Raw genomic sequence first — 25,735 nt, forward strand, 5'->3', positions numbered from 1 at the left:
TCATGAGTAAGGCAAGGCGTGCTGGTCACGCCGTAGCCGCTGCTGTCGCCGGAATGGTTCTCGCGCTGTCGATGCCGGTAGCCGCCAACGCGGCGACGGCCGAAGCGGCGCCAGCGGCGTGCCCGCAGCCAGGGCAGCGGATCAAGACCGCGTCCAGTCCCGCGATCTATGTGGTGGACCCGGAGTTCCAGCTGCGTTCCATCCAGGACGAGAAGACGTATTTCCGGCTGTGGGACAGCTGGAGTTACGTGATCGTCGACGAGGTCGAGTCGTGCTTCGCGGATCCCATCCCGTTGCTGGACGCGGAACTCGTCAAAGAACCGGGTGATCCTCGGGTGTACATCTGGGACTCGCACTTCGGGTTCCGGCACATCATCGCGCCCGACGTGTTCGCGAAGTACGGGTTCTCGTGGGGCAAGATCACTGAGCGCGCGTCGGTCGACCCGAACCCGGACAAGCCCTGGTACCAGTAATCGCGAGACCGGGTGGAGAAGGCCACGCTCACCCCGGTGGAAGCGGATGCTGTCCGGTCACTAACCCGTTGATGTGCGCATAGGCCACGGCATGCACCCGGTCACGCAAACCTAGTTTCGACAACACCCGTGAGACATGGGTCTTCACGGTCTCGTCGCCGACGTGCAGCTTCGCGGCGATCTCCGCGTTGCTGTACGCGGCCGCGACGAGCTGGAGGACTTCTCGTTCGCGGGCGGTGAGTTGGGCGATTTCGGGTGGCGTCACGGGTGGGGCGATGCTGACGGCGAATCGCGCGATGAGGCGTTGGGTCACCGACGGATCGATGAGCGCGTCACCGCGCGCAGCCACCCGGATCGCGGAAATCAACTCTTCGGGTGGTAATGATTTCAGCAGGAAGCCGCTGGCGCCCGCGTTCAACGCACGGTAGACGTATTCGTCGCTGTCGTACGTCGTCAGCAGGATGACCCTGGTCCGGTTGTTCTTGTCGGCCAGTATCGCCTCGGTCGCCCCGAGACCGTCCAATTTGGGCATTCGGATGTCCAGCACCGCCACGTCCGGGCGCAGCCGGGCGACTTCGGTGACCGCGGCACGGCCGTCGGCCACTTCGGCGACGCAGTCGAGGTCCGGTTGCGTCTCGAAGATCGCGCGCATTCCGGACCGCAGCATGGCGTGATCGTCGGCTAGCAGCACTCGCAGCGTCATAGCGGAAACCTCACACTCGTCCGCCAGGTCTCGCCGTCCGGATCGAGTCCGGCCTGGGTCCGGCCGGTGAACATACCGGCCCGGTTGCGGATTCCCACCAGGCCGCGCCGGATGCTTCCACCGGATTGACTGTCCTGGCCGACCTTGTTGGCCGACGTCACGATCAGCGCATCGGGTTCGTACTCCAACGAGATCAGCACGCCGTCAGAATCACCGTGGCGCAAGGCATTGGTCAACATCTCTTGCACGATCCGGTACACCGTTATCCCAAGTGATTCCGGTACATCACGCTGTGTGCCCGAGACCGCGAGCCGTGCGGGCATACCGGCTGCCTGCACGCCTTCGAACAACTCGTCGAGATTGTCGAGTCCCGGTTGACGCGCGCCTTCCGAGTTGTCGCCGTGCAAAAGGTCCAGCAAGTGGCGCAGATCGACCATGGCCGCGCGGCTCGCGGTCTCCACGGACCGCAACGAACCTTCCAGTTTCACGTTTCCAGCGGGCAATCCCAGCCGGGCGGCGCCGGCGTGCAGGTTGATCGCGCTGACGTGGTGCACGATCACGTCGTGCAGGTCGCGGGCGATCGAGCTGCGTTCCGCGGTGATGGCCTTGGCTACCGCTTCCTGCGCGTCCCGCCGCTCGATTTCGGTTCGTCGTTCCATTTCCGCGAGGTATGCCCGTCGCGCAGTGGTATATCGCCCGACCAGGTACGGCAGGATCGCGGCTTTGACCATCGCGACGATGCCCCACTCAAGCCCTCGGTCCACGAAGGCGTTACATACCAGGAGACTCCCCGAAAGGGCGAAGAGAGAGGCGATCGCGGGTATTCCGTGCAACCAGGCACCCGCGCGATATCCGGCGATCAAGATCCCCGCGTCGTTGGCGGGAGACCATTGGCCGTGCAGGAGCATGGTGATCGGGACTGCCGCATGCGCGAATGCGACAACGCCGGACAGGCGCGCCGGACCTGCCAGCGCGGCGTCGACTGCAAGCGTCATCGCGAGCGTGAGCCAGTTTTGCCACGTGTCGCAACCGCGCAGCAGCACGCTCGTGCCGTCTGCGACCATGCACACGGCGGCGACCAGCCACGACTGGCGTTTCAATGACAACCTGGTGGTGAGCATCGCCTTCAGATCCTGCCCCATTCGCTGACCTGCGTCCTCCCGCATCTCGGGGTCTCTTCTCCCCCGTGCAGGGGACCCGGTTTCCACCGCCGAAGGGACGATTCGGCCTCGTCGTCCTGGTTTTATTCATGACGATGCGAACCTTGCCGATAGTGCTGTTCGCGCTGGGGATGCTCCTGGGGATCACCGCTCCGGCGCTTGCCGACGGCGCCCAGACCGGTGCCGATATCCACGTTGCCCAGACGCTGGGCGATCGTGAGCTGACAGTGATCATCCGCAGGGTCGCCGAGGTGCCCGGCCCTGTGCACATCGATCTGGTCACACACGCGGGATCGCCGCCGGGCGTGGTCACGGTCAGCGTCAGCGCGGCTGGATCACCCACCAGCAGCACGAAGGTGGAACTTGGCGCGACTCCAGGCTTTTACGCGGGAACAGTCCAAGTGGACCGTGCTGGGCCGTGGGAGCTGAAGGTCGACGAGGCCACGATCCCGTTCATCGTCCCGGCGATCGTCTCCTCGCCGTGGGAGAACGCGACGTACGGCGGGTTCGTCGCGGCTGGACTTCTGCTTGTCATTGCCTTAGTCCTGGCAGCCCGAGGCCGCGTCGGGATGGCGATAGTGCCCGCGGCGGGAATGATCGCGGCTATCGCGGTCGCCGTGACGGCTGCTGTGCTGGCGCCGGTCATCCCGCGGCCACCAGCTCCGGGCACGGACCTGGATCCGACATTCGACAACGTCAACGACCCGCACCAGCGAACGTCCATAGTGGACTTCTCGCGGCCGCCGGTGAACTTGGTGCCGAGCATGGTGGGCAACGACCTCAAGCTGAGCCTGACCGACGGGTCGTCCGGTCGTCCGGTCGACGACCTTCTGGTGCACGACAACGCGTTCATACACCTTGTGGTGATAGCGCCGAGCGGTGCGTTGCAGCATCTTCACCCGATCCGGGTCGGACCGGGTGATTTTCGGGCACGGCTCAAAACCGAGCAGGGAGTGCACGCGATCGCGGCCGAGATCGCCAGGCGTGGTGGCGGAGTGCAGCTCCTGCGTTCATCCGTAGCGGTGAACGGTGACACGAAACCTCATCCGAAAGAAGGAAAAGCGGACCTTTCGACGCAGGTACGCGCGGCGGGCTCGCCAAGCACGGTCACGGCGAAGTTCGGCACGAGGGATCTGCAGCCATGGCTGGGAATGCTAGGCCACATGATCGTGGTCGGACCGATCGTTGACGGGCAGAACCACGCGGCAGCACCAATCTGGGCACATGTGCACGCGATGCTCCCGCCGACGCCAGGCCTGCCTGGCCAACCGGACGAGAGCGTGGCCGCGTTCGGCCCGGATGTGTCGTTCACGTACTCCTTCCCGCTGCCGGGCCGATATCTGGTGTGGGTACAAGTCGAACGTGACTACTCCATCGTCACCGTGCCGACAGTCGTCGAAGTGCCCAAGGGGGCTCAGGGGTGAAGATTGTCTTGACAGTGCTCGGGGTGGTGATTGCCGCGACGGCGGCGTTGCTGTTCTGGCCCAGATCGGGCGACACGCATCAGCTCCTCGCGGATTCCGCGCGATACAGCTTCAAAATCGTGGCCCAACCGCAGAAACCGGGTGGCAACTCGCTCGACATCGAGATCACGGATCGCGCAGGCAGTCCGGCGACCGGCGACGTGACCATCGAGCCGGCGATGCCACAGATGGGGCACGCGCTCAGCCCGGTCACCGCCGCGCCTGGAAAACCGGGCCACTTCCGGGTGGACAACGTGGACCTGCCAATGGCAGGCCAATGGGAGATAACGGTTTCGCTGGGGACCGAGCGGGTCGTGATCCCGCTGCTGCTCAACTGAAAGGGGTGGATCAATGGACATGACGGCATCGATGGCCAAGAGTGACACCGCGGTCGCGAGCGCGCCGAGCGGACTGGTCCCGGCGAGTTTCGTACTCGGCGGGACGATGCTTTCACTCGTCGGGCTGACCTGGGACATCCAATGGCATACGGATGTCGGGCCGGACACGTTCTTCACCATGCCGCACCTGTTCCTGTATTCCGGCAGCGCCGTCGCCGGAATCGCCAGTCTGGTCGTGGTTCTGATGACCACAGCCGCGCAGCGCCGTGGCCGGGACATCAACCCGATCGTGGGTGGTCGTGCGGTCGGCGTGTTCGGCCGGACCTTCTCCGCTCCCGTCGGCTACCTGATCTCCGGCGTCGGTGCGGCCTCGTTCCTGTTGTACGGCCTGTGGGATCAGTGGTGGCACAGTCTCTACGGCTTTGACGCGGTGATCGCGTCTCCGCCGCACATCGGTCTGCTGCTGTCCATCTCGATCACGATGGTGGGCGCGGTCATGGTTTTCGCCGCGGCTCGTGAACACCGGTGGGGCGTTTACGGAACAGTCGGCAGTGCGGCCGTACTGTTGTCGTTCAGCATGGTGACCGTGATCGGCCTGGAAGCGTTGCCGAACGGGACGGTCAACCCGGTCGACATCGGTGTCACGTTCATGTCGGTGCTGATTCTGATGATGGGCGCGGGAGCGCTCGCTCGCCGGGGTGGTGCTCTCGCTGTTGCGTTGGTGGTCGCTGTTCTCCAGGGTGTGTTCTGGTGGTTTTCGCCTTGGGCAGCGAGGGTTTACGCGGACGCGATCGGCTTGCCGGTGCGTGACTACGCCGACGGCATTCCCGCGTTGCCGTCGATGATTCCGATGAGCCTGCTCATCGTGGCGGTAGCAGTGGAGTTGCTGCGCAAACTGCCCGCGGTGGTGAGCGGAGCCGTGGCAGGGTTGATCATCACTGCCTGCGGGCCGCTGCAGGACGTTCTGGTGTACGACGCTCGTTTGCCAGGTACCGGTCCCTACATCGTCACGGTCGTGGTCGGCACGATCTTCGGCGCGTTCGCCGGGATGCTCGGCAAGCGCTTCGGTCAGATGCTGCGACACCTCGCGCCAGCAAAGGAAACCAGTCATGCGTAAGACATTGTTGGGACTGCTGGGAACCGTCCTGTTGCTGGTCGGGTTCGCCGCACCGGCATCGGCCTACGATCCGGTCAACGTTGTGCACACGGAGAAAGTCCAGGCCGGGCCGTACAACCTGACCGTCGGCTTCAGCACGTGGCCGCTGAAAGCATTGCAGTCACTGGACTTCACGTTCGCGCCGGAGGGCGGCATCGCCGACAAGGGCGGTCGCGTGGTCTTGGCACTCGGTGAGCAGCGGATGGGAGATCCACTCGCTCGGCACCCCCGTAAGCGTGAAGTGTGGGGGCTGGACGTGTTCAGCCTGCCGGAACCGGGCAACTGGACGATGCGCTTCACCATTGACGGGCCTGCTGGTACCGGAACGGGTGAACTGCGCAATCTCACAGTGATGGAGCAGCCCGGACCGCCGATGGGGTTGAGTTGGGCGATCAGCACGATCCCGTTGTTCGGCCTGATCGCGCTGATCGTGATCGCCTGGCGACGGACCCGCCGCCAGGTGTAGGTCGTGTCTCGAAGTCCGTTCGGGAAACAGAACTCGGGTGCCGCCGGCCGCCGAACCAGCGGCACCCGAGATCATCACCGGCAGCGTCGGGTCCGCCGGAAAACCTCGATATAGTCGACTAATTCCGTCCAGCCGTCACGAAACCGCCGTTCAGGAAACGCTGTGCACAAGGGCTGGGGTCGCATGTTCGTGCTCCCATCGGGCTTGGGTGAACCCACGCAGTCCCTCGACCAGGCGCTCCACGTCCTGTTCGGGACGGACCACCAGGCGGACGAACTGACTGTTCATCCCTAGTTTGTTGCCGCATTCCCTGATGAAGACCTGATGCCGCTGCAACAGGTAGTCCCGCAACGCCATGCCGTCGATGTTCACCGCCAGCTTGACGAGCAGGAAGTTCGCCTGTGACGAGTAGACGGTCAGATCGGGTTGCCTGGCCAGTTCCATCCCCATCCGGTAGCGGTCGCGGGCCAACAGCTGCAGGCTTTCCGCGTAGTCGCCTGCGTGCTCTTCCAACATGAACACGACCGTCTCGGCCAAAGAGTTCAAATTCCACTTGGGCAATGTCTTGGCCATCTTGCCGGCAAGCGCTGGGTTGGCCACGAGGTAGCCGAACCGGATGCCGTGCAGGCCGAAGTTCTTGCCAAGGCTCTTCAGTACCACCACGTTCGGGCGAATCGTGGCGTCGGACGCGACCGATGGATGCCGTTCGACCTCGACGAAGTCGATGAATGACTCGTCGATCACGACAAGGTCCAGATCGGAGAGCTCGTCCATGAACCGCACGATCTCCCGCCGTGGCAGGTAACCGCCGTCGGGGTTGTTCGGGTTACAGAGCACCGCGACCCTGGACTTACGCTTCCGGATGAACTTGATGTAGTCGTCGATGCTCAGGTTGAAATCGTTGCTCTCCTGCAACGGGTACATGTCGACGCGCTTGCCGGTCTCCAGCGGCTGGTCGGTCCATCGCCCGAACGTGGGAATCGGGACCGCCACGCTTTCGGAGAACCACAAGTGGTCCATCCAGGTGATCAGTTCGGTTGAACCGTTCGACATGGCGATGGTCGCCGGGTTGAGCCCGAGGATCCTGGCGAGTCTGCCTGCGATGGTGCTCGCGTCACTCGGGTAGTACTTCAGGACGTTTTCAAGGTTCTTGGCCAGTTCGCCGAACATCGCCGGGGTGGGGAAATACGGGTTGCACGGGATGCAGAAGTCCGCGATCTGCCTGCCGTTGTCCCCCATTCCCCTTGTCAGTTCGAAGTAGGACGGGCTGTGCGCCGCACGCTGGAACAAGTTGGTATCGACACTGTGTCCATGTCGCAAGCGATCACTCCCGTCAGTTGGCGGCCCCGCCCATACAGCGTCGGCACTGGTTCATACGGGCGATCGTGTGCATCCGGTTCAGGAGTTATTTCAATCAGATCACGGGTGAACTCGTGACAATCGTGTGTGGTCTGTCAAGGGGAGTCCAGTAGGAAAACGGCTCGAGGCCCACTTTGGAGTGATCAGCCAGGACGTATGCGTGCCGTGCGCTATGCAGCATGGCGTACTTCAGGTGCGCCTGGTCCAAACTGGGTGAACACAGGCCGCGTTCGGAACTGAGTCCGTCTGTGCCGAGGAACACCCGATCGGCGCCGATGTGCCGCAGTTGTTCGGTGACGGTCGGGCCGACGATCGCCGCGTTCGGCTGCCGCAACCGTCCACCTAGGACAATCAATTCCACTGTCATGCTTTCGGCCAGCGCGAGGATGGCTGTCAGGCCGTTCGTGACGACGGTCAGCCTGCGATGGGCCAAATGTTCGGCGAGCCTGCCCGTTGTGGTGCCCGCGTCCAGAACGACGATCTCGCCGTCCTGGATCACCGCGGCAGCTTTTTGGGCGATTTCATCCTTTTCGGCACTGTTTCGGGTGTTTTTCTCGCGCACGCTGCGCTCCACCGCGCCGCCGTACGTCCGGACGACGTGGCCATCGCGTTCGAGCAAGGTGAGGTCACGGCGGATCGTGGACGGCGAAACCCGGAACTGGTCGGCCAGATCGTGGATGTGACCGGCGCCGCCGCGAACCTCGTTGAGCAGCCTTGCTCGTCGTTCTCGCGCGTTCATCTGCCTGGGTATGCCTCGCGCAGTCGTGGTGCGTACGGAGCGAGATCGACGGCCGCGCGGAACGCGGCGACCATGGTGCCGTGCTCGGCGCGGCCCGTACCAGCGATGTCGAATGCTGTGCCGTGGTCCACGGACGTACGAAGGATTGGCAAACCGACGGTCACCGAAACGGTGCCGTGGAAGTCCACTGTCTTCGACGCGATGTGTCCTTGGTCGTGGTACAGCGAGAGAACGCCGTCGTAGCGGCCCTCAAGTCCTTGGTGGAACACGGAATCCGCCGGGATCGGGCCGTAGACGTCCAACCCGTCCGCCTTGGCCGCCTCCACCGCGGGCGCGATCGCGACGATTTCCTCGTCGCCGAACTTGCCGCCTTCACCGCCGTGCGGGTTCAGTGCGGCAACCGCCAGTTTGGGTGAATCGTTGCCGAAGACGCGCAACGCTGTGTACGCCTCGCGAATCGCGTGCTCGATGTTCGGTTTGGTGATCTGCTCGACCGCTTCACGCAGCGACAAATGCCGTGTGGCAAAGAAAATCCGGAGACCGCGGACCCAGAACATGGTGTTGAACCGGTCCGACCCGGTCAGTTCGCCGAGCATTTCGGTGTGCCCGAGGTGTTTCGACCCGGCCGCCCAGATCGATTCCTTGTTGATCGGTGCGGTGACCACCGCGTCGACCTCGCCACGCAGTGCGGCTTTCGTCGCTTGCTCGATCGCGGCGACCGCGGCTTGGCCTGCTGTGGCGTTCACTTCGCCCCACGGCAAGTCACCAGGAGCGATGCCGAGATCGAGGATGTCGATCGTGCCTGGCTCGAACTTCGCCTCAGCGACGGACTTGACCGCGTTCACCTTCGCGTCCAAGCCGAGTACGTCGATCGCCCTGCGCAGGACGGGCGCGTCACCGACGGCCAGAGGCCGCGCGGTGTCCGTGGCTTCCGGCGCTGCCAAGGTTTTCGCGGTGATCTCCGGTCCGATCCCGACCGGATCGCCGAGCGTCACTGCGAGCACGGGCTTGGTCATGTGCTTCCTCTCAACCGTTCGATGCAGGCGACCGCCGCGGTGTGGTCGCCGATCAGGCCGCCTTTGGTGGCGAACGGCAGTCCGTTGAACGGGCCGCCGGCGAGCCTGCCGACCACGGCGAGCGGCACCACTTCGTCGTCGATCACGAAGCCCTCGGTGTCCAGCTCGGCTGTGATCGCCGTGGCGATGTCGCCGCCGGTCGCGTACAGGCCGCCGATCCTGTGCTGTGTCAGTACTTGCCTGGTGACCTCGGCAAGGACTTTCGGCAGTTTCGCCGCGAGTACACGATCGAGTGCCGCTGCCATGGTGCGCACACCGACCACGTCGACGTCCTGCTCGATAAGGCCGGTGACCTTGGCGACTATCTCTTCGGGTGATTCCGTTCCGGTGACCGTCACGTACTGCGCGCCAAGCGTTTGCTCTGTTTCCTGGACCTGGTCGGCGGTGATCGCGGTGATACTGCCGACCACGGCGAACACCGGTGGCCTCGGCTGATCACCCGGCGCGATACCCAAAGCAGCCGCGAGCCGGACCCCGAACGGGCCGGAATCAACCGACAGCCACTGTTTTGACACCTGTGCCGCTGCCTCGGCGATCACTCGAAGGTGTGCGTTCCTGGTCGCGTCGCACACGACGATCTCGCTGTCCGCTCTGAGTGCCTGCGCCACCGCGTCGGCACCCTGCTCTACGACATCCAGCGGAATTTCTGTGATCGATCGTGTGGTTCCGGCGCGGAGAATCGTTGCCACACGCGATGATTTGACCGGATTGAGTGCATCTCGTCCGGCCGCGGTCTGCGCGAGCGGGACACCGTCGACGAGGTGCAGCCCGCCCACAGTCACACGACCGGCGTCAGGGAACGCGGGCACAACCAGAGCGCGCACGTTCAACGCCGCCATCGCGGCATCTGTTTCAGCGCCAACATTGCCGCGAAGAGTGGTGTCGACACGTTTCACCACAAGAGGTACATCTCCGGCGGCTTCGATCGTCGCTTTGACCGCAGCCCGTGCGTCGTCTGGTGATGCGTGCCGGTTCCCCAGGTTGACGACGACCGCCTCGATGTCGGGCAATGTCGCGCCGCCGCGCACAGTCATGGTGTGCATACCGAATCGGGCGAACAACGCACCGGTCGCGTTGCTGCCGGTCAGGTCGTCGCCGATCACCAGGACGCGTAGATTGCTCATTCTGAGCATCCATACTGCTCGGAATGAGCAGAAAGTCAACCCGCACCCGCCCGCAGGGCCTGGCATGGCAGCATCTGAGCCGGCCATCCGGTCGCATCAAAGGGGAGATCAGTGCGCGTCCTGTCAGTTGACCTCGGCACGTCGAACACGGTGGCGGTGCTGTCCGCGCATGGACGGCCGCCGCGTGTGGTCGAGGTCGACGGCTCCGCGACGATGCCCTCCGCGGTGTTCGCGGGCGAGGACGGCAATCTGGTCGTCGGCCGCGATGCCGAGCGCCGCGCACGGCTGGACCCGTCCCGATTCGAGCCAAACCCCAAACGCCGAGTCGACGAAGGCACGTTGCTCCTTGGCGACTCGATCGTGCCCGTGACCGACGCGCTCGCCGCGGTTCTGAGCCGTGTCGGAGAAGAAACATCACGGCAGTTGGGCGGTACCAAGCCAGACGAGGTGCGGCTGACGCATCCCGCGCAGTGGGGCCCGACGCGCCGCAACGTCCTGATGGCATCGGCACGACTGGCCGGACTGGGTGACAACCTCGTCCTGGTGCCGGAACCCGTGGCCGCGGCCGCGCATTTCGCCTCGATTTCCGGACAATCGTTGACGCCCGGCCGTGCGCTCTCGGTGTACGACCTCGGTGCGGGCACGTTCGACATCGCTGTCGTCGGCGCGACACAGAACGGCTTCGCGGTTCTCGCCGAGGATGGCCTGCCCGACCTTGGCGGTCTGGACGTCGACCAGGCACTGCTGGAACACGTCGGACGTGAGGTCTCACACCGGGATCCCGCGCGTTGGCAACGCTTGCTGCGTCCGGAAACCACAGCGGACCGACGTGCGCAGCGCTCGTTGCGAGAGGACGTGAAGGCAGCCAAAGAAGCGCTGTCACGGCACCCACAGACGGAAGTGCCGATGCCTGAGCCGTTCGACGACGTGCTGGTCACGCGGGCCGAGTTGGAGGCATTGGTCCGGCCGAACCTGCTGCGCAGTGTCGAGTTGCTGTCGTCGACCATCCGCTCGACCGGGATGACACCCGACCGCCTCCTCGGTATCTACCTGGTCGGTGGATCGAGCCGGATGCCACTGGTGGCGTCGCTCATCGCGGAGCAGTTGCGGGTCGTGCCGACCAGCCTTGACCAGCCGGAAACCGCGGTGGCGCTTGGCGCGCATCATGTGCCGCGCGAAGGCATCAGCGCGCGTACCCAGACGCAGCCCGTGCAGAGCGCGCTGACGGAGGACCAGCCGACCGCGACGATGACCCCGGTGCGGCCACCGAACTTCCGGCCGCCAACCCCGCCGAGCGGCGGTTTTCCCGCGCAGCAAATGCCTCAACCCGCGCCGTTGCCCAGCAACTTCCCGTCGCTGACGCCCACTCCGGCAAAGAAGAAGTCGAATCGCAAGTTGCTGATCGGCGTGGCATCGCTCGTGGTCGTCGCGTTGGCGGTGGTCGGCGGGATCTTCTTGCTGCCAGGCAACAGTGGTGGCCCCTCAGCGGCGGATTGCGCGTCGGTAGGGGACAAGGACGACAAGGGCTTCACCAAATGCTTGCGCCAGCTCGCGGGCACTGTCCCGGACAGCAACTCCTGCAAGTCGGGCGTGGAAAGCAGTGGCCTCGACGCCGCGGCGGGACTGAGCGCGACATGCACGCTCAGCGAGGACTACCAGGTTTCCTACCTGCAGGCCGGATCGAATGAGGAAGCGGGCAAACAGGCGCAAGCCGTGCGCGCTTCGCTCGGCGGTGACGTGGTGCAGGCTGACTGGACGGGCAACGGCCTGTCCGGCCAGTACCAGGCCGCGGTGAGCGGCGGCACCGGCAAGCTGGTTTTCACGGTCAAGGACCGGCCGATCCTCGGTGTGCTGAGCAAGGTGCAGCTGCGAGAAGCCGGAACGCCCGACGAGATCGCTACCTACTGGGAGAAGAATGTCCAGCCCGGCACTTCTTGACCGGATGGCGGCGAACTTCGCCGAGCACTCGTGCCACCTGCACCGCAAGACAGCTGGGATGACGGTCGTCGAGACCGATGACCTGGTGATCGCCGACGGTGACATGGACGACGACACCTTCAACATCATCACCGGAACCCGATTCACTTCGTCCACCGTGGACTCTCGCATCGCGGAAACCGTTGCCGCGGTGAGCGACCGGTTCACCTGGTGGGTGGATTCGACGTCCACACCGGACAATCTTTCCGACCGGATCGCCGAGGCAGGTTTTCCCGCCATGGATCCGGAACCAGGGATGGTCGCGGACCTGGCTTGCTTGCCTGCCTTGGAGATTCCGTCTGGACTGCGGATCGAGCAGGTCCGTGACGCCGGGCAGTTCGCCCAGTACGCGGCGATCCTCGCGGCGAACTGGGATCCGCCCGCGCCTGGCGTGATCGGGTTCTACGCGCGTGCCGCCGCCGTCGCGTTGGATCCGGCCTGTCAGGCGCGGTACTTCGTCGGATATCTCGATGACGTGGTGGTGTGCACGACGGAAGCCTTTCTGTCGCACGGGGTTGCCGGGATCTACAACATCTCGACGCTTGCCGGTTTCCGGCGGCGCGGCTTCGGGCGTGCGATCACGCTCTCGGCTTTGCTCGCGGCGCGTTCGGAGGGCTTCGAGACTGCCGTTCTGCAGACGTCACCCGATGGACAGGAGCTCTATCGCGGGCTTGGCTTCACGGTGGCCGGCGGTTTCACCGAACACAGCATCACTGGTTCTCGGCGATCTGCTCCCTGAGCTTGTCCTCGCCTTCCCGCAGCTGCTCGGTGTAGGTCTGAGCGAAGTCCTCGGCCGCGGACACGACCTGGCGTACCTCGAGGCTGGTCTCGATGTCCGGCGGGCTCGGCACGCGGCTGGCCCAGTCGATCGCCTCTTCGAGCGAGTCGGCCTTGATCAGCCAGAAGCCCGCGATGAGCTCCTTCGACTCGGTGAACGGGCCGTCGGTGATCGTGGTCTTGCCGCCGGACATCAGCACCCGCGCGCCCATGCCGCTGTCCAGCAGGCCCTCGGCGCCCAGCAGGATGCCCGCGTCGGCCATCTCCTGGTTGAACTCCGCCATTGCGGCGAACTCTTCCTCGGTGGGCACCCGGCCTGCGTCGGTCTTCTCGTCCGACTTGATGATGATCATGAAACGCATGGTGCGCACCGCTCCGATCTCGCCTCGGGGAGCAGACTTTACTTCAGCGCCGCCGGTTGTTGCGTAGCCAGAAGATCACTGTTACGAGCGCGGCGAGCACGCTGGCGATCGCAAGGACGGTCATGCCCATCGACTCGAGTCCGCTTGGTGGTTCCACGCTACTAACCTAGTGGTTGATGCGTACCACAGCCTTCCGCAATCTGATGTCCGACGAGTTCGGCGCTGTCCGTGCCCAGATGCTTGCCAGGGACCACGTCCTCGGCGCGCTCGGCGGCCGTACCGTCGACCAGGCGCTCGAGGCCGGTGTGGATCCCAAGGAGATCTGGCGAGCGGTCTGCGACGACTTCGGGGTCCCGCCAGAGCGCCGCTGAAACCGGCGTGTCGCGCGAACGGCTCGAACACGTGTTCGCTACGATGGCTGAGCACCGGGATCGGCGGTCCCCCGAAATTGTCGGTCCCCACCCGTAGCGTCTCCTCCGACACAGACCGCTCGACCCAACGAGGTGGACATCAGATGGCACCAGCAGCACCCGACCGGGGCAAGGCACTCGAGCTCGCCCTCGCCCAGATCGACAAGCAGTACGGCAAGGGTTCGGTCATGCGTCTCGGTGAAGAGGCGCGTGCCCCGATCAAGGTCATCCCGACCGGCTCCATCGTCCTCGACGTCGCGCTCGGCATCGGCGGCCTGCCCCGCGGCCGTATCGTCGAGATCTACGGCCCGGAATCCTCCGGTAAGACGACCGTCGCCCTGCACGCCGTGGCCAACGCGCAGAAGGCAGGCGGTATCGCGGCGTTCATCGACGCTGAGCACGCGCTCGACCCCGAGTACGCCAAGGCGCTCGGCGTCGACACCGACGCCCTGCTGGTCTCCCAGCCGGACACCGGTGAGCAGGCGCTGGAGATCGCGGACATGCTGATCCGCTCAGGCGCGCTTGACATCCTGGTCATCGACTCCGTCGCGGCCCTTGTGCCCCGCGCCGAGATCGAGGGCGAGATGGGTGACAGCCACGTCGGTCTGCAGGCCCGGCTGATGAGCCAGGCGCTGCGCAAGATCACCGGTGCGCTGAGCAACTCCGGCACCACCGCGATCTTCATCAACCAGCTGCGTGAGAAGGTCGGCGTGATGTTCGGCTCGCCGGAGACCACCACCGGTGGTAAGGCGCTGAAGTTCTACGCGTCGGTCCGGCTCGACGTGCGCCGGATCGAGACGTTGAAGGACGGCGGCGAGCCGGTCGGTAACCGGACCAGGGTCAAGGTCGTCAAGAACAAGGTGGCCCCGCCGTTCAAGCAGGCCGAGTTCGACATTCTCTACGGCCTGGGTGTCAGCCGCGAGGGCTCGCTCATCGACATGGGCGTGGACCAGGGCATTCTGCGCAAGTCCGGCGCCTGGTACACCTACGAGGGCGACCAGCTCGGGCAGGGTAAGGAGAACGCCCGGCGATTCCTGCGGGAAAACCCGGACGTCGCCAACGACATCGAGAAGCGAATCCAGGACAAGATGGGGATCGGCCCGAAGCTTGACGCCGAGGAAGCGGCGCCCGCCCCCGTCGACTTCTGATGCCAGACGACTCTGGCGATGACCTGACGTGGCTCAAGGACTGGGTGACGGACCAGCGAGCCCAGGCACCGGCGGAACCGGGGATCGACCCTTGGGCCGGGGAAGAACCCGACCCGCCGGCGCCGACACATCCCGCTCACCGGCCTTCGGAACCAGACGTGGCGCCGAAGGCCGGGCGGGATGCCCAACTCGGCCAACTTCCGGCCGCGTCTCTCACCGACCGCGGACCGGGGCTTCAGAGCCGGGGTGGTGGCCGATCGTCAGAGGCGGCTGAACGGGATACAGATTCGGATCGGGAGCGTCCGTCGACTGAAACCGGACCAGTCAAGGACGAGGCATCGGCTTCTCCGGCTCGGGGCTCACGTCGCGACTCTGATCAGCACGGGTCTGATCAACACAGCTCTGAACGGCACGGCTCTGATCACCGCGGGTCTGAACTGCACGGCTCTGAACGGAACGGGTCTGATCAGCATGGGTTTGATCAGCGCAGCGCTCGAAGTGGCGGGCACGATCCGGGCAGTGGCCAGGATCCAGGTAGCGGGCAAGCTCCGGCTGAAACACGCTCGCTTCGAAGCGTTGGTTCCGTTCAGGCCGATGGCGGGGCGGAGTCGGGTGATCGTGATGCTCGGCTGGCAGAGCTTCGTGCTCAGTTGGATCGCTTGAGGGACAAGCCTCCCGCACCGGCTCGTACTGATTCACGCCGCAAACCTGAACCGCGCAAGAAACGGGTTGAACGTGCTGCCCGTGACCTTGCTTCTGGGGAATTGGATGGTGAGGACGCTCGGTTCGGCGGGTCTTGTATTCGGCTGGAGCTGGAGTCCGATCAGGCTCAGGCACCACACCGTGGTGATTCCCGCGGTCGGTCCGGCAAGCGTCGAACTCAAGGTGCGCAGGATTCCCGAGTCACAGATCTGCCGAGCCGGATGGCTGCGAAACAGTCACAGTCCGCACGCGTTGCTGATGCTGAATCAGAGCAGGACGCTGTTGTCGCCGATCTGCGCAGCCGGATGGCGGGGATTGAGGACAAACCTGTTGCTCCGCGGCAGAACCGGAGCGAAGCGGCAGAAGCTGATTTCGTTGAGCGTGACGAATCGTCGCGTGGGCGTCGGACCGGTTCGACGAGGCGTTCTGGGGCGAAGGCGGCTGAGCGTGAGGAACGGCGTCAGCGAAAGGCTGCCGAGGTTGCCCGTGACCCGGAAGCGCATGCCAAGGACATCTGCCTGACGTTGCTCACCGCTCGGCCTCGGACTCGTTCCGAGCTGTACAAGGCTTTGCTGCGCAACGAGATTTCGCCCGAGGTCGCTGAACGAGTTCTTGGTCGGCTTGATGAGGTCGGGCTGATCGATGACAAAGCCTTCGCCGAGATGTGGGTTCGCTCGCGGCACACTTACCAGGGCATGGGGCGTAAGGCCTTGAGTGTCGAGCTTCGTCGTCGGGGCGTGGACAACGACACAGTTGCCGAGGCTGTTGCCGCTGTCGACGAGGAATCCGAGGAAGAGCGCGCAGGCCAATTGGTCCGCAAGAAACTGCCATCCATGCGGTCCGCCGACGAGCAGACCAAGATCCGGCGACTGGTCGGCATGCTTGCTCGCAAGGGGTACTCGCAGGGCCTCGCTTATCGCGTTGTCAGAAACGAACTTGCCAATTTCGGCGAGGAGACCGACCTGCTCGACACGTTCGAGTGAGTTTCACTTCGCCGAGCTCAGCTTGATCAACGCTGTCCCGCCTGCCGCCTGCAGCTTCACGTCCGCGCCGTAAGTTCCGTCGCGCAGCAGGTTCGGCGTGATGAAGGTGGCACGTTGCACCGCGCCGTTCTTCATGAAGACCAGGATGTTCCCACGCTGGATGAACACGTCTTCCATGTCGGCCTTCGCACCGACCTCGCCTTCCACGAGTTCACGGCTCACCGGTTCCGGCGAGATATAGACTTGTCCCAGTCACCGCCGGTGAGGTCGCGCAGCAGCACCGACCCGCCCTGCTGCCGCAGATCGGCGAGCTGCTTGGACAGGTTTTCGTCCTAGGAGGCCGCTGAATTAGGGTGGTTTGCGGGTTGGTTGTCACCGAGTGATGGCAGGCGAGGACCTGGGCCTTGCTGATTCATGGGCGATGCTGGGCGTTCAGGGAGCCTAGGGCGGTTGCTCGACGGGGTTCACAATCCCCAAGACTGGGGGTTGGGCCGTGGTTTCCCTCAGGTAGCCAGGGTCCAAGCGCCCGCCGTATGGGTCAGGCCGCGACCGATGAGGTTGCGGAGGTTCAAGGCTGCGGTGCGGCGTTTGAGCCAGGCGTTGTTCTTGCCGGTGCCTAGATATCGGAGTTTGAGACGTCGGCCACCGCGGCTGGCGATCTGGGAGATGACCCGTTCCACGTTGGGGCGGAACGTCCTGTAGCTCTCGCGCAGTTCGGGCTTGTCCGCCCAGTCGCGTCGGGCTTGGCGCAGCAGGTCATCTCGTGGGTGCAGAACGATTTTACGGCCGGTCTTGGACGTGGTGCACTGTGCACGCAGTGAGCAGGCACGACAGAGAGCGCCAAAGGTGGCGACCCGGGTCCGGCTGATCGGGCGGGTGATGTCGTTGGGGCAGGTGACCGTGCCCGCTTGCTCGTCCACGGTGAAGTCGTCCACGGTGAAGTCGTCCACGGTGAAGTCGTCCACGGTGAAGTCGCCCTCGACCGGAGCCCGCAGCGGCTTGGGCTTGATCACCGCCTCATGCCCGGCATCGTCGATCCCACCGCGTAGATCCCCTGTGCCATAGGCGGAATCGCCGTACCACGCGCGCTTGCCGTCCTCGGCGTCGAGGAACTCCTCGGCCACAGCGGGGTCGGAGTTCTCCGTGCCGGCGGCCGTGGTCACCTTCTCGTCGGTGACGATCCCGGTCTCGGGCTCGGCCGCCACGTGCGCCCGATACCCGTCCCGCCGGTTCTCCGGGGACTTGCGGGTATGCCGCGCATCCGGATCCACTGTGGACACCACCCGGTCCGGGGCGACCTTGCGGGCGATCCGCCACCGCCCATCAGTGCCGTCACTGCCCTCGGCGGGCTCGGCATCCTGACCGGCGACCAACGCCAGCAACGCCAACGCGAACTCCGCGTCGCCTTCCAGTTCGGTATCGGCCAGCGCCGCCACCAGCGCGTTCGCATCGTTGACCAGCGCGGAGACCAGCGCGTCCCTGGCGGCCGGGTCGTCCCAGTCGATCCTCGGCTTGTCCGGCCGACTGTAGTCATGGCCGGTACACACCTTCGCGATCTGCTCCGCCGCGCCGGGCACCTGCCGATCCACCCGCCGGATCGCCGAGATCAGCTGGGTGATGGTGTCCTGGGTGGCGACCGCGTCGGCCAGGATCGTGGAATCCACCGCCCGCTTGCGGCGGCCACGCAGGATCCCGGTCTCCTCGACGACCGTGCGCACCGCGTCGTTGATCCGATGCGGCCGCCCCGAGGTGGCCAGTCGTTTGCGCCAGTACACCAGCGTCGAGGGGTCGAATCCCTTGTCGTCCAATGCCATCCCGGTCGCGACCTTCCACCGCAGGTCACACCGGGCCGCCTCAGCGGTCTCCCGATCCGAGAGATCATGCAGGGTCTGCAACACCAGGATGGAGGCCATCACCGACGCCGGGATCGAGGGCCGTCCCTTGCCCGAGGGGAACAGATCCTCGAACTCTCCATCGGGGAACAGATTCCGGCGATGCCCGGCCAGGAACGCGAACATGCTCCCCGCCGGGACCAGATGACCGACCAGCGCCTCCGCGTCCAGCAGCTCCCGATCACCACGCTCCACACCCTGCATGAAACGATTCTCCCAGCTCAAACCCACATCCTGGGGCGACACGCCGATTATTCAGCGGCCTCCTAGGTCAACTTTCCCCCTTCCTCCGTGCCGCACGCGGCGGTCAGGAATCCCGCGAGTGCGACAAGAAAAGCCATCAGCGCTCTAGTTGTCGTACGTGCCCGTAGTTGTCGCCATCGCTGCCCGGGTTGTAGCCACCAGAAGTGTTGTCTTCGTACTTGTCTTGTGGTTTCGGATCTTGGCCGCCCTCCGCAGGCGGTTCGCCGGCGCGCCCAGTCTGGCCCATTGGGACCTCGTTGCTGCGCACGAGTTGCCCGTCCCGGGCCGACGACCACCATTTCGCCGTTCCGCACTGCGTGCTCGACCAGGCCTTTCAGCTCTTCCGGGCCTGCGTCCGGATGTTCCGCCGCGATCCGCCTGCCCACCTCGTTGGTTGTGCAGATCCATCGCTTCCGCGGCGGCACTGTTGGTGTCGACACGTTCGTGTCCGGTGGTGTACTGCTCGGTCCAGTCTTGGCCGAACCGGTTGGCCAGCATCGCGTTCCAGTAGGCGTGCCGGAACGCATCGGAATGCCCGTCGGTGATTCCCTGCTTGTCGAACACGTTCTCCGCGTCGTGCACGGCGGTTTTGTAGATGTCGTACGCGTCTTTCGTGCCCGCGAGGCCGATGTCCTCCAGCAGGGCCGCTTCACCTGCGGTCATGTTCATCGGTTCGATGCCGAACCTGTCCAGCACCCAGCCGAGTACTCCGTCGGGGTAACTGACTATGCCGCCTGGGTCGACTGAGACGTTGTACTTCTTCAGCAGCTCGTCGTGCAGGCTGCCTTGTTTCTCTCCCTGCGTGTTCGCGTCCGCCAGGCTCGTCGCGCTCCCGTCGGTGATCTGGCCGCGCGCGGCGGATCTCGTCGATGACGACCGCGTAGCCCGTTCCCCATGTCGCCCCTCCTCGATTTCGTCAGTAGGAAGAAGCAGAGGGAGCGGAGGTTCCGGGCAAACCGGAACAGGTTCGATGGGCAGCGCTGGGAACCTCGTGCTGAGAATCCTGTACTACGAGCGCAGGGCGGCGGTTGCTTTGGCCAGCTCTTTCACTGTGCTGAAGTCGTTGTGCGACAACGCGTTTTTCGGCACGAGCCAGGAGCCGCCGACACAGCCGACGTTCGGCAGTGCCAAGTAGTCGGGCGCCGTGTCGGCCGAGATGCCGCCGGTGGGGCAGAAACGTAGTCCTGGCAGCGGGCCGCCGAGCGACTTCAGGTAGTCGATGCCACCAGAAGCCTCAGCAGGGAAGAACTTCAACGCGGTCAGTCCGCGTTCAGCCATTCGCATCGCCTCGGTCACCGTGCTGACCCCTGGCAGGAACGGCAAACCAGTGTCAGCGCAGGCGTCGACCACACTTTCGGTTGAACCCGGAGTCACGAGGAAGGACGCGCCAGCGTCGAGTGCCTGCACAGCTTGTCCGGCGGTCACCACTGTGCCCGCGCCGACCAGGATGTCGGGGACTTCTTTGCGGATGCGTTGGATTCCTTCGAGTGCGACCGGCGTACGCAGGGTTAGCTCGATCAGTGGAACGCCGCCGGCCAGCAGTGCTTCGGCGACCGGGACCGCGTGGTCCACATCGTCGATCACCACCACTGGGATCACCGGCGACAGGTCGAGCAATTCGTCCGCACTGTTGGTCGTCACACCAAATCCCCAATCGAGGTCGACAGTCCACCGAACACCGTGGCTCCGAATTCGGCCGGGCCAACCGCCGCGCGCAAGGCGCCGAACAACTCTCGTCCGGTGCCTTCCCATGCGGGCCGTGGCACCTCGACTTCTGGTCGTGCGGCGAATTCTGCCGGATCCACCAGGGTGTCCAGCCTGCCGCGTTCGGCATCGAGCCGGATCAGGTCGCCGTCCCGCAAGCGGGCGAGCGGTCCGCCTGCCACCGATTCGGGTGAAACTTGGATGGCTGCCGGGACCTTGCCGGACGCGCCGGACATCCGCCCGTCGGTCACCAACGCCACCTTGTGGCCACGGTCCATCAACGCGCCTAACGCTGGCGTCAATCCGTGCAGCTCGGGCATTCCGTTCGCTTTGGGGCCCTGGTTACGCACGACGACAACGACATCGCGGTCGAGCTCGCCTGCTTTGAAGGCCGCCGAAAGCTGTTCCTGGGATTCGAAAACGCGTGCGGGTGCTTCTACGACCCAGTTCTCGTGCTGGACCGCGCACACCTTGATCACCGAGCGGCCGAGGTTTCCGGACAGCATCCGCAGGCCACCGTCGGGCTCGAACGGATCGTCGACGCTTCGCAGGACGTCGGTGTCCAGGCTCTCCGTCGCGCCGTCGCGCCAGATGAGTTTTCCTTCTTCCAGCACGGGTTCCTGCCGGTACAGATCCAGGCTGCCGCCCGCGACCGTTTGAACGTCCCGGTGCAGCAAACCCGCGTCCAGCAGGGTGTTGACCAGGAACTGCACACCGCCTGCGGCGTGGAAGTGGTTGATGTCGGCGCTGCCGTTCGGGTACACGCGCGCCAGCAACGGCACCACCGCGGAGAGATCCGCGAAGTCGTCCCACGTCAGCTGGATTCCCGCAGCCGCGGCGATCGCTGGCAGGTGCATCGTGTGGTTGGTCGAACCGCCAGTCGCGAGCAACGCGACCACGCCGTTGACGATCGACTTCTCGTCCACGATCTCGGAAATCGGCGTGTACTGCCCGCGCGTTTTGGTCAGCCGGACGATTTGGCGACCGGCTTCCTCAGTGAGGGCTCGCCGCAGCGGAGTATGCGGGTGCACGAAGCTCGATCCGGGCAGGTGCAGGCCCATCACCTCGACAACCATCTGGTTGGAGTTGGCGGTGCCGTAGAACGTGCATGTCCCAGGACCGTGGTACGACGCGGACTCGGCGGCGAGCAGCTCGTCCCGAGTGGCGAGACCTTCGGCGAACAGCTGCCGGACGCGCGCTTTTTCCTTGTTCGGCAGGCCAGACGTCATCGGTCCGGCCGGAACCAGGATCGACGGCAGATGCCCGAACGACAGCGCGCCGATCAGCAGCCCGGGCACGATCTTGTCGCACACTCCGAGCAGCAAAGCGCCGTCGAACATCTCGTGTGACAGTGCGATCGCTGTGGACATCGCGATCACTTCACGGCTGAACAGCGAGAGCTCCATGCCTGCGCGGCCTTGCGTGATGCCGTCACACATCGCGGGCACGCCACCCGCGAACTGCGCGACGCCGCCAACCTCGCGCACGGAGTCCTTCAGCCAGTCCGGGTACTCGTGCAGCGGTTGGTGGGCGGAAAGCAGATCGTTGTACGACGACACGATCGCCACGCCTGGTTTGGTCAATCCCCGCACGGCGATCCTGTCCGACCCTTCGCACGCGGCAAAGCCATGCGCGAGGTTGCTGCAGGCCATCCCGGCCCGCGCAGGTCCGTCGGTTGCCATGCCACGCACCCGGTTCAGATACGCCTGACGGGTACGCGCACTGCGTTCGGCGATACGTTGCGTGACATCGCCGACGACGCGGTGGAGCTTCGTGTGCACTGCGGCCTCCCGATCGGTGGTGACGGCAACGCTGGCGTCGCACACGGTGGTGACAAGGCACAACGTAGCCATGGGGAGCCTTGGGATCAAAATCGATTAAGAAAAATCGGGGTGAGTTCAGGGGTGAAGCCGAGACGTTTTGCCTCCCCTTATCGGCTGGATCGCGGTATCGATCCAGTTACAGCGAGTTGAACAACAGCCTGTCGCTCCGCGGAACATGCCTCGTTATCGGCGGTATCAGGCCGGGAAAAGTGACGGCGCCGCCGGGGTCGGCCAAGCCCTCAATGGTCGGTCGTCAGCGTGTCTGAGGGTGGTGAATGTGACGTGCTCAACATGCGGTCGGATGTTCCAGGATCTGGACGTTTCGTGGATGGTCGATCCGCTGGTGTGCCCGCCGTCACAACCGGTTCCCGCCTGCGGGGACGTCGGCCCGGCATGTGCCGGTGACATCCGACACAGAAAACGATTCAGCGCGAGCCGGAGGGGTGTTGGGCCGGTCACAGCGCGGATCATGTCCTGTGGTACTTGTCACAAGGTCACCGGCGCGGCACAGTCGGCGGCATGAGGGCGTCCACCACCACCGGTCCGAGGACTTGTTCAGGCCGATCAGGACGCACTCGGTTCAGCTGGCGTGTGTTTCTGGACGGTGAAGGAGTCGGGTCATGAGCGACATCACGGAGCTGCAGCGTGCCATCGGGCAGGTCAAGGCGGCCGTCGGTGAGCTGCGAGCCAAGTACGGCGACATCCCCGCTGTACGCAGGCTCGTCAACGACGTCGAGCGGTTGGATATCGACACGTGCGATTTCCGCAACGAGCCTGACACCCCGATGCCGCGCCGCCCACAGGTTTCCGAGCACGAGGTCGTGGTCGTGCCGGACACCCCGTACGACCGTGAAATGTTCCGCGGGGCCGACGACGAGTACGTGCGCCACGACGATTAGACAACGAAGTCGATACCCGAACTGAGGACAGATGACCGCTGGAATCAACGCGCCGGGCCGGGCGCGGATCCCGGTGCGCAGTTTGCGTACCGACCGGTGGTGGCTCCCGCCGCTGGTGACCAATCTCGGCCTGGCGACGTTCGTCATTTACGCGACCGTCCGGTCATTCATGGGTGAGTGGTACTGGGTCAACGACTACCACTACCTGACGCCGTTCTACTCGCCGTGCATCAGCGAGTCGTGCGTACCGGGCTCGTCGCATTTTGGCGCGTGGATAGGCGAATTGCCCGGCTGGATCCCGATGGGCTTTCTCGCCCTGCCGTTCCTGCTTGGCTTCCGACTCACCTGTTACTACTACCGCAAGGCTTACTACCGCTCGGTCTGGCAGTCGCCGACGGCCTGCGCGGTGGCCGAGCCGCACGCGAAGTACTCCGGTGAGACCAAGTTCCCGCTGATTCTGCAGAACGTGCACCGCTACTTCTTCTACGTCGCGGGTCTCGTCGCGGTCATCAACACCTATGACGCCATCGTCGCGTTCCATTCGCCGGACGGTGGGTTCGGGATGGGGCTCGGCAACGTCATCCTTGTGATCAACGTGGTCATGCTTTGGGCGTACACGTTGTCATGCCACTCCTGCCGTCACATCGCTGGCGGCAGGCTCAAGCACTTCTCCGCCCACCCGATCCGGTACAAGTTGTGGACTTTCGTGTCCAAGCTGAATGTCCGGCACATGCAGTTGGCATGGATCACTCTCGGCACCTTGATGCTCACCGACCTGTACGTGATGCTCGTTGCCAGTGGTGCGATCTCCGACCTGCGCTTCGTTTGAGAAAGAGGAAGTAAATGACCCAGGTCGAGCGGCACACGTACGACGTCGTCGTGATCGGGGCCGGCGGGGCCGGTCTGCGAGCCGCAATCGAGGCCAGGCAACGCGGTCTGCGTACCGCCGTGGTCTGCAAGTCCCTGTTCGGCAAGGCCCACACGGTGATGGCCGAGGGCGGCGTCGCCGCCTCCATGGGCAACGTGAACAGCAACGACAACTGGCAGGTGCACTTCCGCGACACCATGCGTGGCGGGAAGTTCCTGAACAACTGGCGGATGGCCGAGCTGCACGCCAAGGAAGCCCCGGACCGTGTCTGGGAGCTGGAAACCTATGGCGCGCTGTTCGACCGCACCAAGGACGGCCGGATCTCGCAGCGCAACTTCGGTGGGCACGAGTACCCGAGGCTGGCGCACGTCGGTGACCGGACCGGCCTTGAGCTGATCCGCACGTTGCAGCAGAAGATTGTTTCCCTGCAACAGGAAGACCACGCGGAGACCGGCGACTTCGAAGCGAAGATCAAGGTCTTCGCCGAGTGCACGGTCACCGAGTTGCTCAAGGACGGCGACAAGATCGCCGGTGCGTTCGGGTACTGGCGGGAGTCCGGCCGGTTCATCCTGTTCGAGGCGCCAGCCATCGTGCTCGCCACCGGTGGCATCGGAAAGTCGTTCAAGGTCACGTCGAACTCGTGGGAGTACACGGGTGACGGCCACGCGCTAGCCCTGCGCGCGGGGGCCACGCTGATCAACATGGAGTTCATCCAGTTCCACCCGACCGGCATGGTCTGGCCGCCGAGCGTCAAGGGAATCCTTGTCACCGAAGGCGTTCGCGGTGACGGTGGCGTGCTGCGCAACTCCGACGGCAAGCGTTTCATGTTCGACTACATCCCCGAGGTGTTCAAGGACAAGTACGCCGACAACGAGGAAGAAGCCGACCGCTGGTACACCGACCCGGACAACAACCGGCGCACGCCGGACCTGTTGCCTCGCGACGAGGTCGCCCGTGCGATCAACTCGGAGGTCAAGGCAGGCCGTGGATCCCCACACGGCGGTGTGTTCCTCGACATCTCCAGCCGGATGCCGGCCGAGGAGATTCGGCGTCGGCTGCCGTCGATGCACCACCAGTTCAAGGAACTGGCGGACGTCGACATCACCGCTGAGCCGATGGAGGTCGGGCCGACCTGCCACTACGTGATGGGTGGCGTCGAGGTCGAGCCGGACACGGGCGCGGCGAAGGTCCCCGGCCTGTTCGCGGCCGGTGAGGTCGCGGGCGGCATGCACGGCTCGAACCGCCTTGGCGGCAACTCGTTGTCCGACTTGCTGGTCTTCGGCCGTCGCGCCGGTGCCGGTGCGGCCGACTACGTCCAGGGACTGTCGGCTCGCCCGGAGATCGCCCAGTCCGATGTGGACAATGCGGCGCAGATGGCAGTCGCGCCGTTCGACCCGGCCGGTGACGGGGTCGAGGAGAACCCGTACACGCTGCACAGCGAGATGCAGCAGTCGATGAACGACCTGGTCGGCATCATCCGCAAGGCCGGTGAGATGCGCCAAGCGCTCGACAAGCTGGCCGAGCTCAAGCAGCGCATCCGCAACGTGGTTGTCGAGGGACACCGTCAGTTCAACCCGGGCTGGCATTTGGCCGTCGACCTGCGCAACATGTTGATGGTGAGCGAGTGCGTGGCCAAGGCCGCACTGATTCGCGAGGAAAGTCGTGGCGGACACACCCGTGACGACCATCCGACGATGAACGCGAACTGGCGCAACAAGCTGTTGGTCTGCTCGGTCGCGTCCGACGACGCGGTGGTACCCGGCATCGAGGTGACCGAAGAGCCGCAACTGGCGATGCGCCAGGAGTTGTTCGAGCTCTTCGAGATCAGCGAGCTGGAGAAGTACTACACCGACGAGGAGCTGGCAGTGCACCCGGGAAGGAAAGCCTGAC

Annotated in this window: 26 protein-coding genes; 14 read left to right on the forward strand and 12 right to left on the reverse strand. The window is 64.7% G+C overall.

Features of this window, described 5'->3' with window-relative positions; translation table 11 throughout:
- The first annotated feature begins 2 nt into the window (after nt 1–2).
- The gene (locus tag LWC34_RS55875; protein ID WP_233734948.1) at nt 3–473 is read left to right on the forward strand and encodes a hypothetical protein; all 471 of its coding nucleotides are present in this window, start codon (nt 3–5) and stop codon (nt 471–473) included.
- Nucleotides 474–501: 28 nt separating this feature from the next.
- Here the strand turns inward: LWC34_RS55875 and LWC34_RS55880 are convergent, their stop codons facing one another.
- Nucleotides 502–1,176, reverse strand: a complete 675-nt coding sequence (locus LWC34_RS55880) for a response regulator (RefSeq protein WP_233734950.1) — start codon at nt 1,174–1,176, stop codon at nt 502–504.
- Nucleotides 1,173–2,342 (reverse strand): sensor histidine kinase, encoded by a 1,170-nt coding sequence (locus LWC34_RS55885; RefSeq protein ID WP_233734952.1) that lies wholly within the window; start codon nt 2,340–2,342, stop codon nt 1,173–1,175. Before LWC34_RS55885 ends, LWC34_RS55880 begins: the two co-directional genes overlap by 4 nt.
- An 83-nt stretch (nt 2,343–2,425) precedes the next feature.
- Between LWC34_RS55885 and LWC34_RS55890 the strand changes: the two genes are divergently transcribed.
- From LWC34_RS55890 to LWC34_RS55905, 4 genes are read left to right on the forward strand one after another with little or no spacing between them, the layout of a single operon-like run.
- Nucleotides 2,426–3,760 (forward strand): DUF8832 domain-containing protein, encoded by a 1,335-nt coding sequence (locus LWC34_RS55890; RefSeq protein ID WP_308200327.1) that lies wholly within the window; start codon nt 2,426–2,428, stop codon nt 3,758–3,760.
- Entirely contained in the window at nt 3,757–4,137 is a 381-nt protein-coding gene (locus tag LWC34_RS55895; RefSeq protein ID WP_233734954.1) for a FixH family protein, read from the forward strand. Before LWC34_RS55890 ends, LWC34_RS55895 begins: the two co-directional genes overlap by 4 nt.
- A gap of 13 nt (nt 4,138–4,150) precedes the next feature.
- Nucleotides 4,151–5,254 (forward strand): hypothetical protein, encoded by a 1,104-nt coding sequence (locus LWC34_RS55900; RefSeq protein WP_233734956.1) that lies wholly within the window; start codon nt 4,151–4,153, stop codon nt 5,252–5,254.
- Nucleotides 5,247–5,759: a hypothetical protein gene (locus LWC34_RS55905; RefSeq protein ID WP_233734958.1), complete on the forward strand. Its 513-nt coding sequence runs from the start codon at nt 5,247–5,249 to the stop codon at nt 5,757–5,759. The genes LWC34_RS55900 and LWC34_RS55905 overlap by 8 nt, the downstream gene beginning before the upstream one ends.
- A 150-nt stretch (nt 5,760–5,909) precedes the next feature.
- Here the strand turns inward: LWC34_RS55905 and LWC34_RS55910 are convergent, their stop codons facing one another.
- The 4 genes from LWC34_RS55910 to LWC34_RS55925 form a co-directional block, all read right to left on the reverse strand.
- Nucleotides 5,910–7,079 carry a pyridoxal phosphate-dependent aminotransferase gene (locus tag LWC34_RS55910; protein WP_233734960.1) on the reverse strand — a complete coding sequence of 390 codons (1,170 nt, stop codon included), beginning with the start codon at nt 7,077–7,079 and terminating at the stop codon, nt 5,910–5,912.
- A 94-nt stretch (nt 7,080–7,173) separates the two neighbouring features.
- Nucleotides 7,174–7,857 carry a DeoR/GlpR family DNA-binding transcription regulator gene (locus LWC34_RS55915; RefSeq protein ID WP_233734962.1) on the reverse strand — a complete coding sequence of 228 codons (684 nt, stop codon included), beginning with the start codon at nt 7,855–7,857 and terminating at the stop codon, nt 7,174–7,176.
- Nucleotides 7,854–8,873, reverse strand: coding sequence for a 4-hydroxythreonine-4-phosphate dehydrogenase PdxA (gene pdxA, locus LWC34_RS55920; protein ID WP_233734964.1), 1,020 nt, complete (start codon nt 8,871–8,873; stop codon nt 7,854–7,856). Before pdxA ends, LWC34_RS55915 begins: the two co-directional genes overlap by 4 nt.
- Nucleotides 8,870–10,057, reverse strand: coding sequence for a four-carbon acid sugar kinase family protein (locus tag LWC34_RS55925; protein ID WP_233734966.1), 1,188 nt, complete (start codon nt 10,055–10,057; stop codon nt 8,870–8,872). The genes pdxA and LWC34_RS55925 overlap by 4 nt, the downstream gene beginning before the upstream one ends.
- Before the next feature lie 111 nt (nt 10,058–10,168).
- On the opposite strand from LWC34_RS55925, the gene LWC34_RS55930 reads away from it, so the two are divergent.
- Together LWC34_RS55930 and LWC34_RS55935 are read left to right on the forward strand one after the other, a co-directional pair.
- A complete protein-coding gene (locus tag LWC34_RS55930; RefSeq protein WP_233734968.1) occupies nt 10,169–11,995 on the forward strand; it encodes an Hsp70 family protein in 1,827 nt (608 codons plus the stop codon).
- Entirely contained in the window at nt 11,973–12,773 is an 801-nt protein-coding gene (locus LWC34_RS55935; protein ID WP_233734970.1) for a GNAT family N-acetyltransferase, read from the forward strand. The genes LWC34_RS55930 and LWC34_RS55935 overlap by 23 nt, the downstream gene beginning before the upstream one ends.
- On the opposite strand, the gene LWC34_RS55940 is transcribed toward LWC34_RS55935, so the two are convergent.
- Entirely contained in the window at nt 12,745–13,164 is a 420-nt protein-coding gene (locus LWC34_RS55940) for a YciI family protein (protein ID WP_308200328.1), read from the reverse strand. The genes LWC34_RS55935 and LWC34_RS55940 overlap by 29 nt on opposite strands.
- A 185-nt stretch (nt 13,165–13,349) precedes the next feature.
- On the opposite strand from LWC34_RS55940, the gene LWC34_RS55945 reads away from it, so the two are divergent.
- The 4 genes from LWC34_RS55945 (at nt 13,350) to LWC34_RS58605 (ending at nt 16,416) form a co-directional block, all read left to right on the forward strand.
- Nucleotides 13,350–13,544, forward strand: a complete 195-nt coding sequence (locus tag LWC34_RS55945) for a DUF3046 domain-containing protein (RefSeq protein ID WP_233734974.1) — start codon at nt 13,350–13,352, stop codon at nt 13,542–13,544.
- Nucleotides 13,545–13,687: 143 nt separating this feature from the next.
- Complete coding sequence (gene recA, locus LWC34_RS55950) at nt 13,688–14,731, forward strand: recombinase RecA (protein WP_033388747.1); 1,044 nt, start codon at nt 13,688–13,690, stop codon at nt 14,729–14,731.
- Between the two features lie 471 nt (nt 14,732–15,202).
- Entirely contained in the window at nt 15,203–15,394 is a 192-nt protein-coding gene (locus LWC34_RS55955) for a hypothetical protein (protein WP_233734976.1), read from the forward strand.
- A gap of 260 nt (nt 15,395–15,654) precedes the next feature.
- Nucleotides 15,655–16,416, forward strand: coding sequence for a regulatory protein RecX (locus tag LWC34_RS58605; RefSeq protein ID WP_308200329.1), 762 nt, complete (start codon nt 15,655–15,657; stop codon nt 16,414–16,416).
- A 3-nt stretch (nt 16,417–16,419) separates the two neighbouring features.
- On the opposite strand, the gene LWC34_RS55965 is transcribed toward LWC34_RS58605, so the two are convergent.
- From LWC34_RS55965 to edd, 5 genes are all read right to left on the reverse strand, one after another.
- On the reverse strand, nt 16,420–16,638 hold the full coding sequence (locus tag LWC34_RS55965) for a hypothetical protein (protein WP_233734978.1): 219 nt from the start codon (nt 16,636–16,638) through the stop codon (nt 16,420–16,422).
- A gap of 281 nt (nt 16,639–16,919) precedes the next feature.
- Complete coding sequence (locus tag LWC34_RS55970) at nt 16,920–18,512, reverse strand: IS1182 family transposase (RefSeq protein ID WP_233727680.1); 1,593 nt, start codon at nt 18,510–18,512, stop codon at nt 16,920–16,922.
- Between the two features lie 144 nt (nt 18,513–18,656).
- Complete coding sequence (locus LWC34_RS55975) at nt 18,657–19,247, reverse strand: DUF6973 domain-containing protein (protein WP_233734980.1); 591 nt, start codon at nt 19,245–19,247, stop codon at nt 18,657–18,659.
- A gap of 312 nt (nt 19,248–19,559) precedes the next feature.
- Nucleotides 19,560–20,192 carry a bifunctional 4-hydroxy-2-oxoglutarate aldolase/2-dehydro-3-deoxy-phosphogluconate aldolase gene (gene eda, locus LWC34_RS55980; RefSeq protein WP_233734982.1) on the reverse strand — a complete coding sequence of 211 codons (633 nt, stop codon included), beginning with the start codon at nt 20,190–20,192 and terminating at the stop codon, nt 19,560–19,562.
- Nucleotides 20,189–22,036, reverse strand: a complete 1,848-nt coding sequence (gene edd / locus LWC34_RS55985) for a phosphogluconate dehydratase (RefSeq protein ID WP_233734984.1) — start codon at nt 22,034–22,036, stop codon at nt 20,189–20,191. The genes eda and edd overlap by 4 nt, the downstream gene beginning before the upstream one ends.
- A 662-nt stretch (nt 22,037–22,698) precedes the next feature.
- On the opposite strand from edd, the gene LWC34_RS55990 reads away from it, so the two are divergent.
- Genes LWC34_RS55990 through LWC34_RS56000 form a run of 3 tightly spaced genes read left to right on the forward strand, consistent with a single transcriptional unit; the run spans nt 22,699 to nt 25,734 of the window.
- The gene (locus LWC34_RS55990) at nt 22,699–22,977 is read left to right on the forward strand and encodes an Rv0250c family protein (protein ID WP_233734986.1); all 279 of its coding nucleotides are present in this window, start codon (nt 22,699–22,701) and stop codon (nt 22,975–22,977) included.
- A gap of 31 nt (nt 22,978–23,008) precedes the next feature.
- Nucleotides 23,009–23,806 (forward strand): succinate dehydrogenase subunit SdhC, encoded by a 798-nt coding sequence (sdhC, locus tag LWC34_RS55995; RefSeq protein ID WP_233734988.1) that lies wholly within the window; start codon nt 23,009–23,011, stop codon nt 23,804–23,806.
- A gap of 14 nt (nt 23,807–23,820) precedes the next feature.
- Nucleotides 23,821–25,734 (forward strand): fumarate reductase/succinate dehydrogenase flavoprotein subunit, encoded by a 1,914-nt coding sequence (locus tag LWC34_RS56000; protein ID WP_233734990.1) that lies wholly within the window; start codon nt 23,821–23,823, stop codon nt 25,732–25,734.
- Nucleotide 25,735: the final 1 nt, after the last annotated feature.

Source organism: Kibdelosporangium philippinense (assembly GCF_021390435.2).
Taxonomy (GTDB): Bacteria; Actinomycetota; Actinomycetes; order Mycobacteriales; family Pseudonocardiaceae; genus Kibdelosporangium; species Kibdelosporangium philippinense.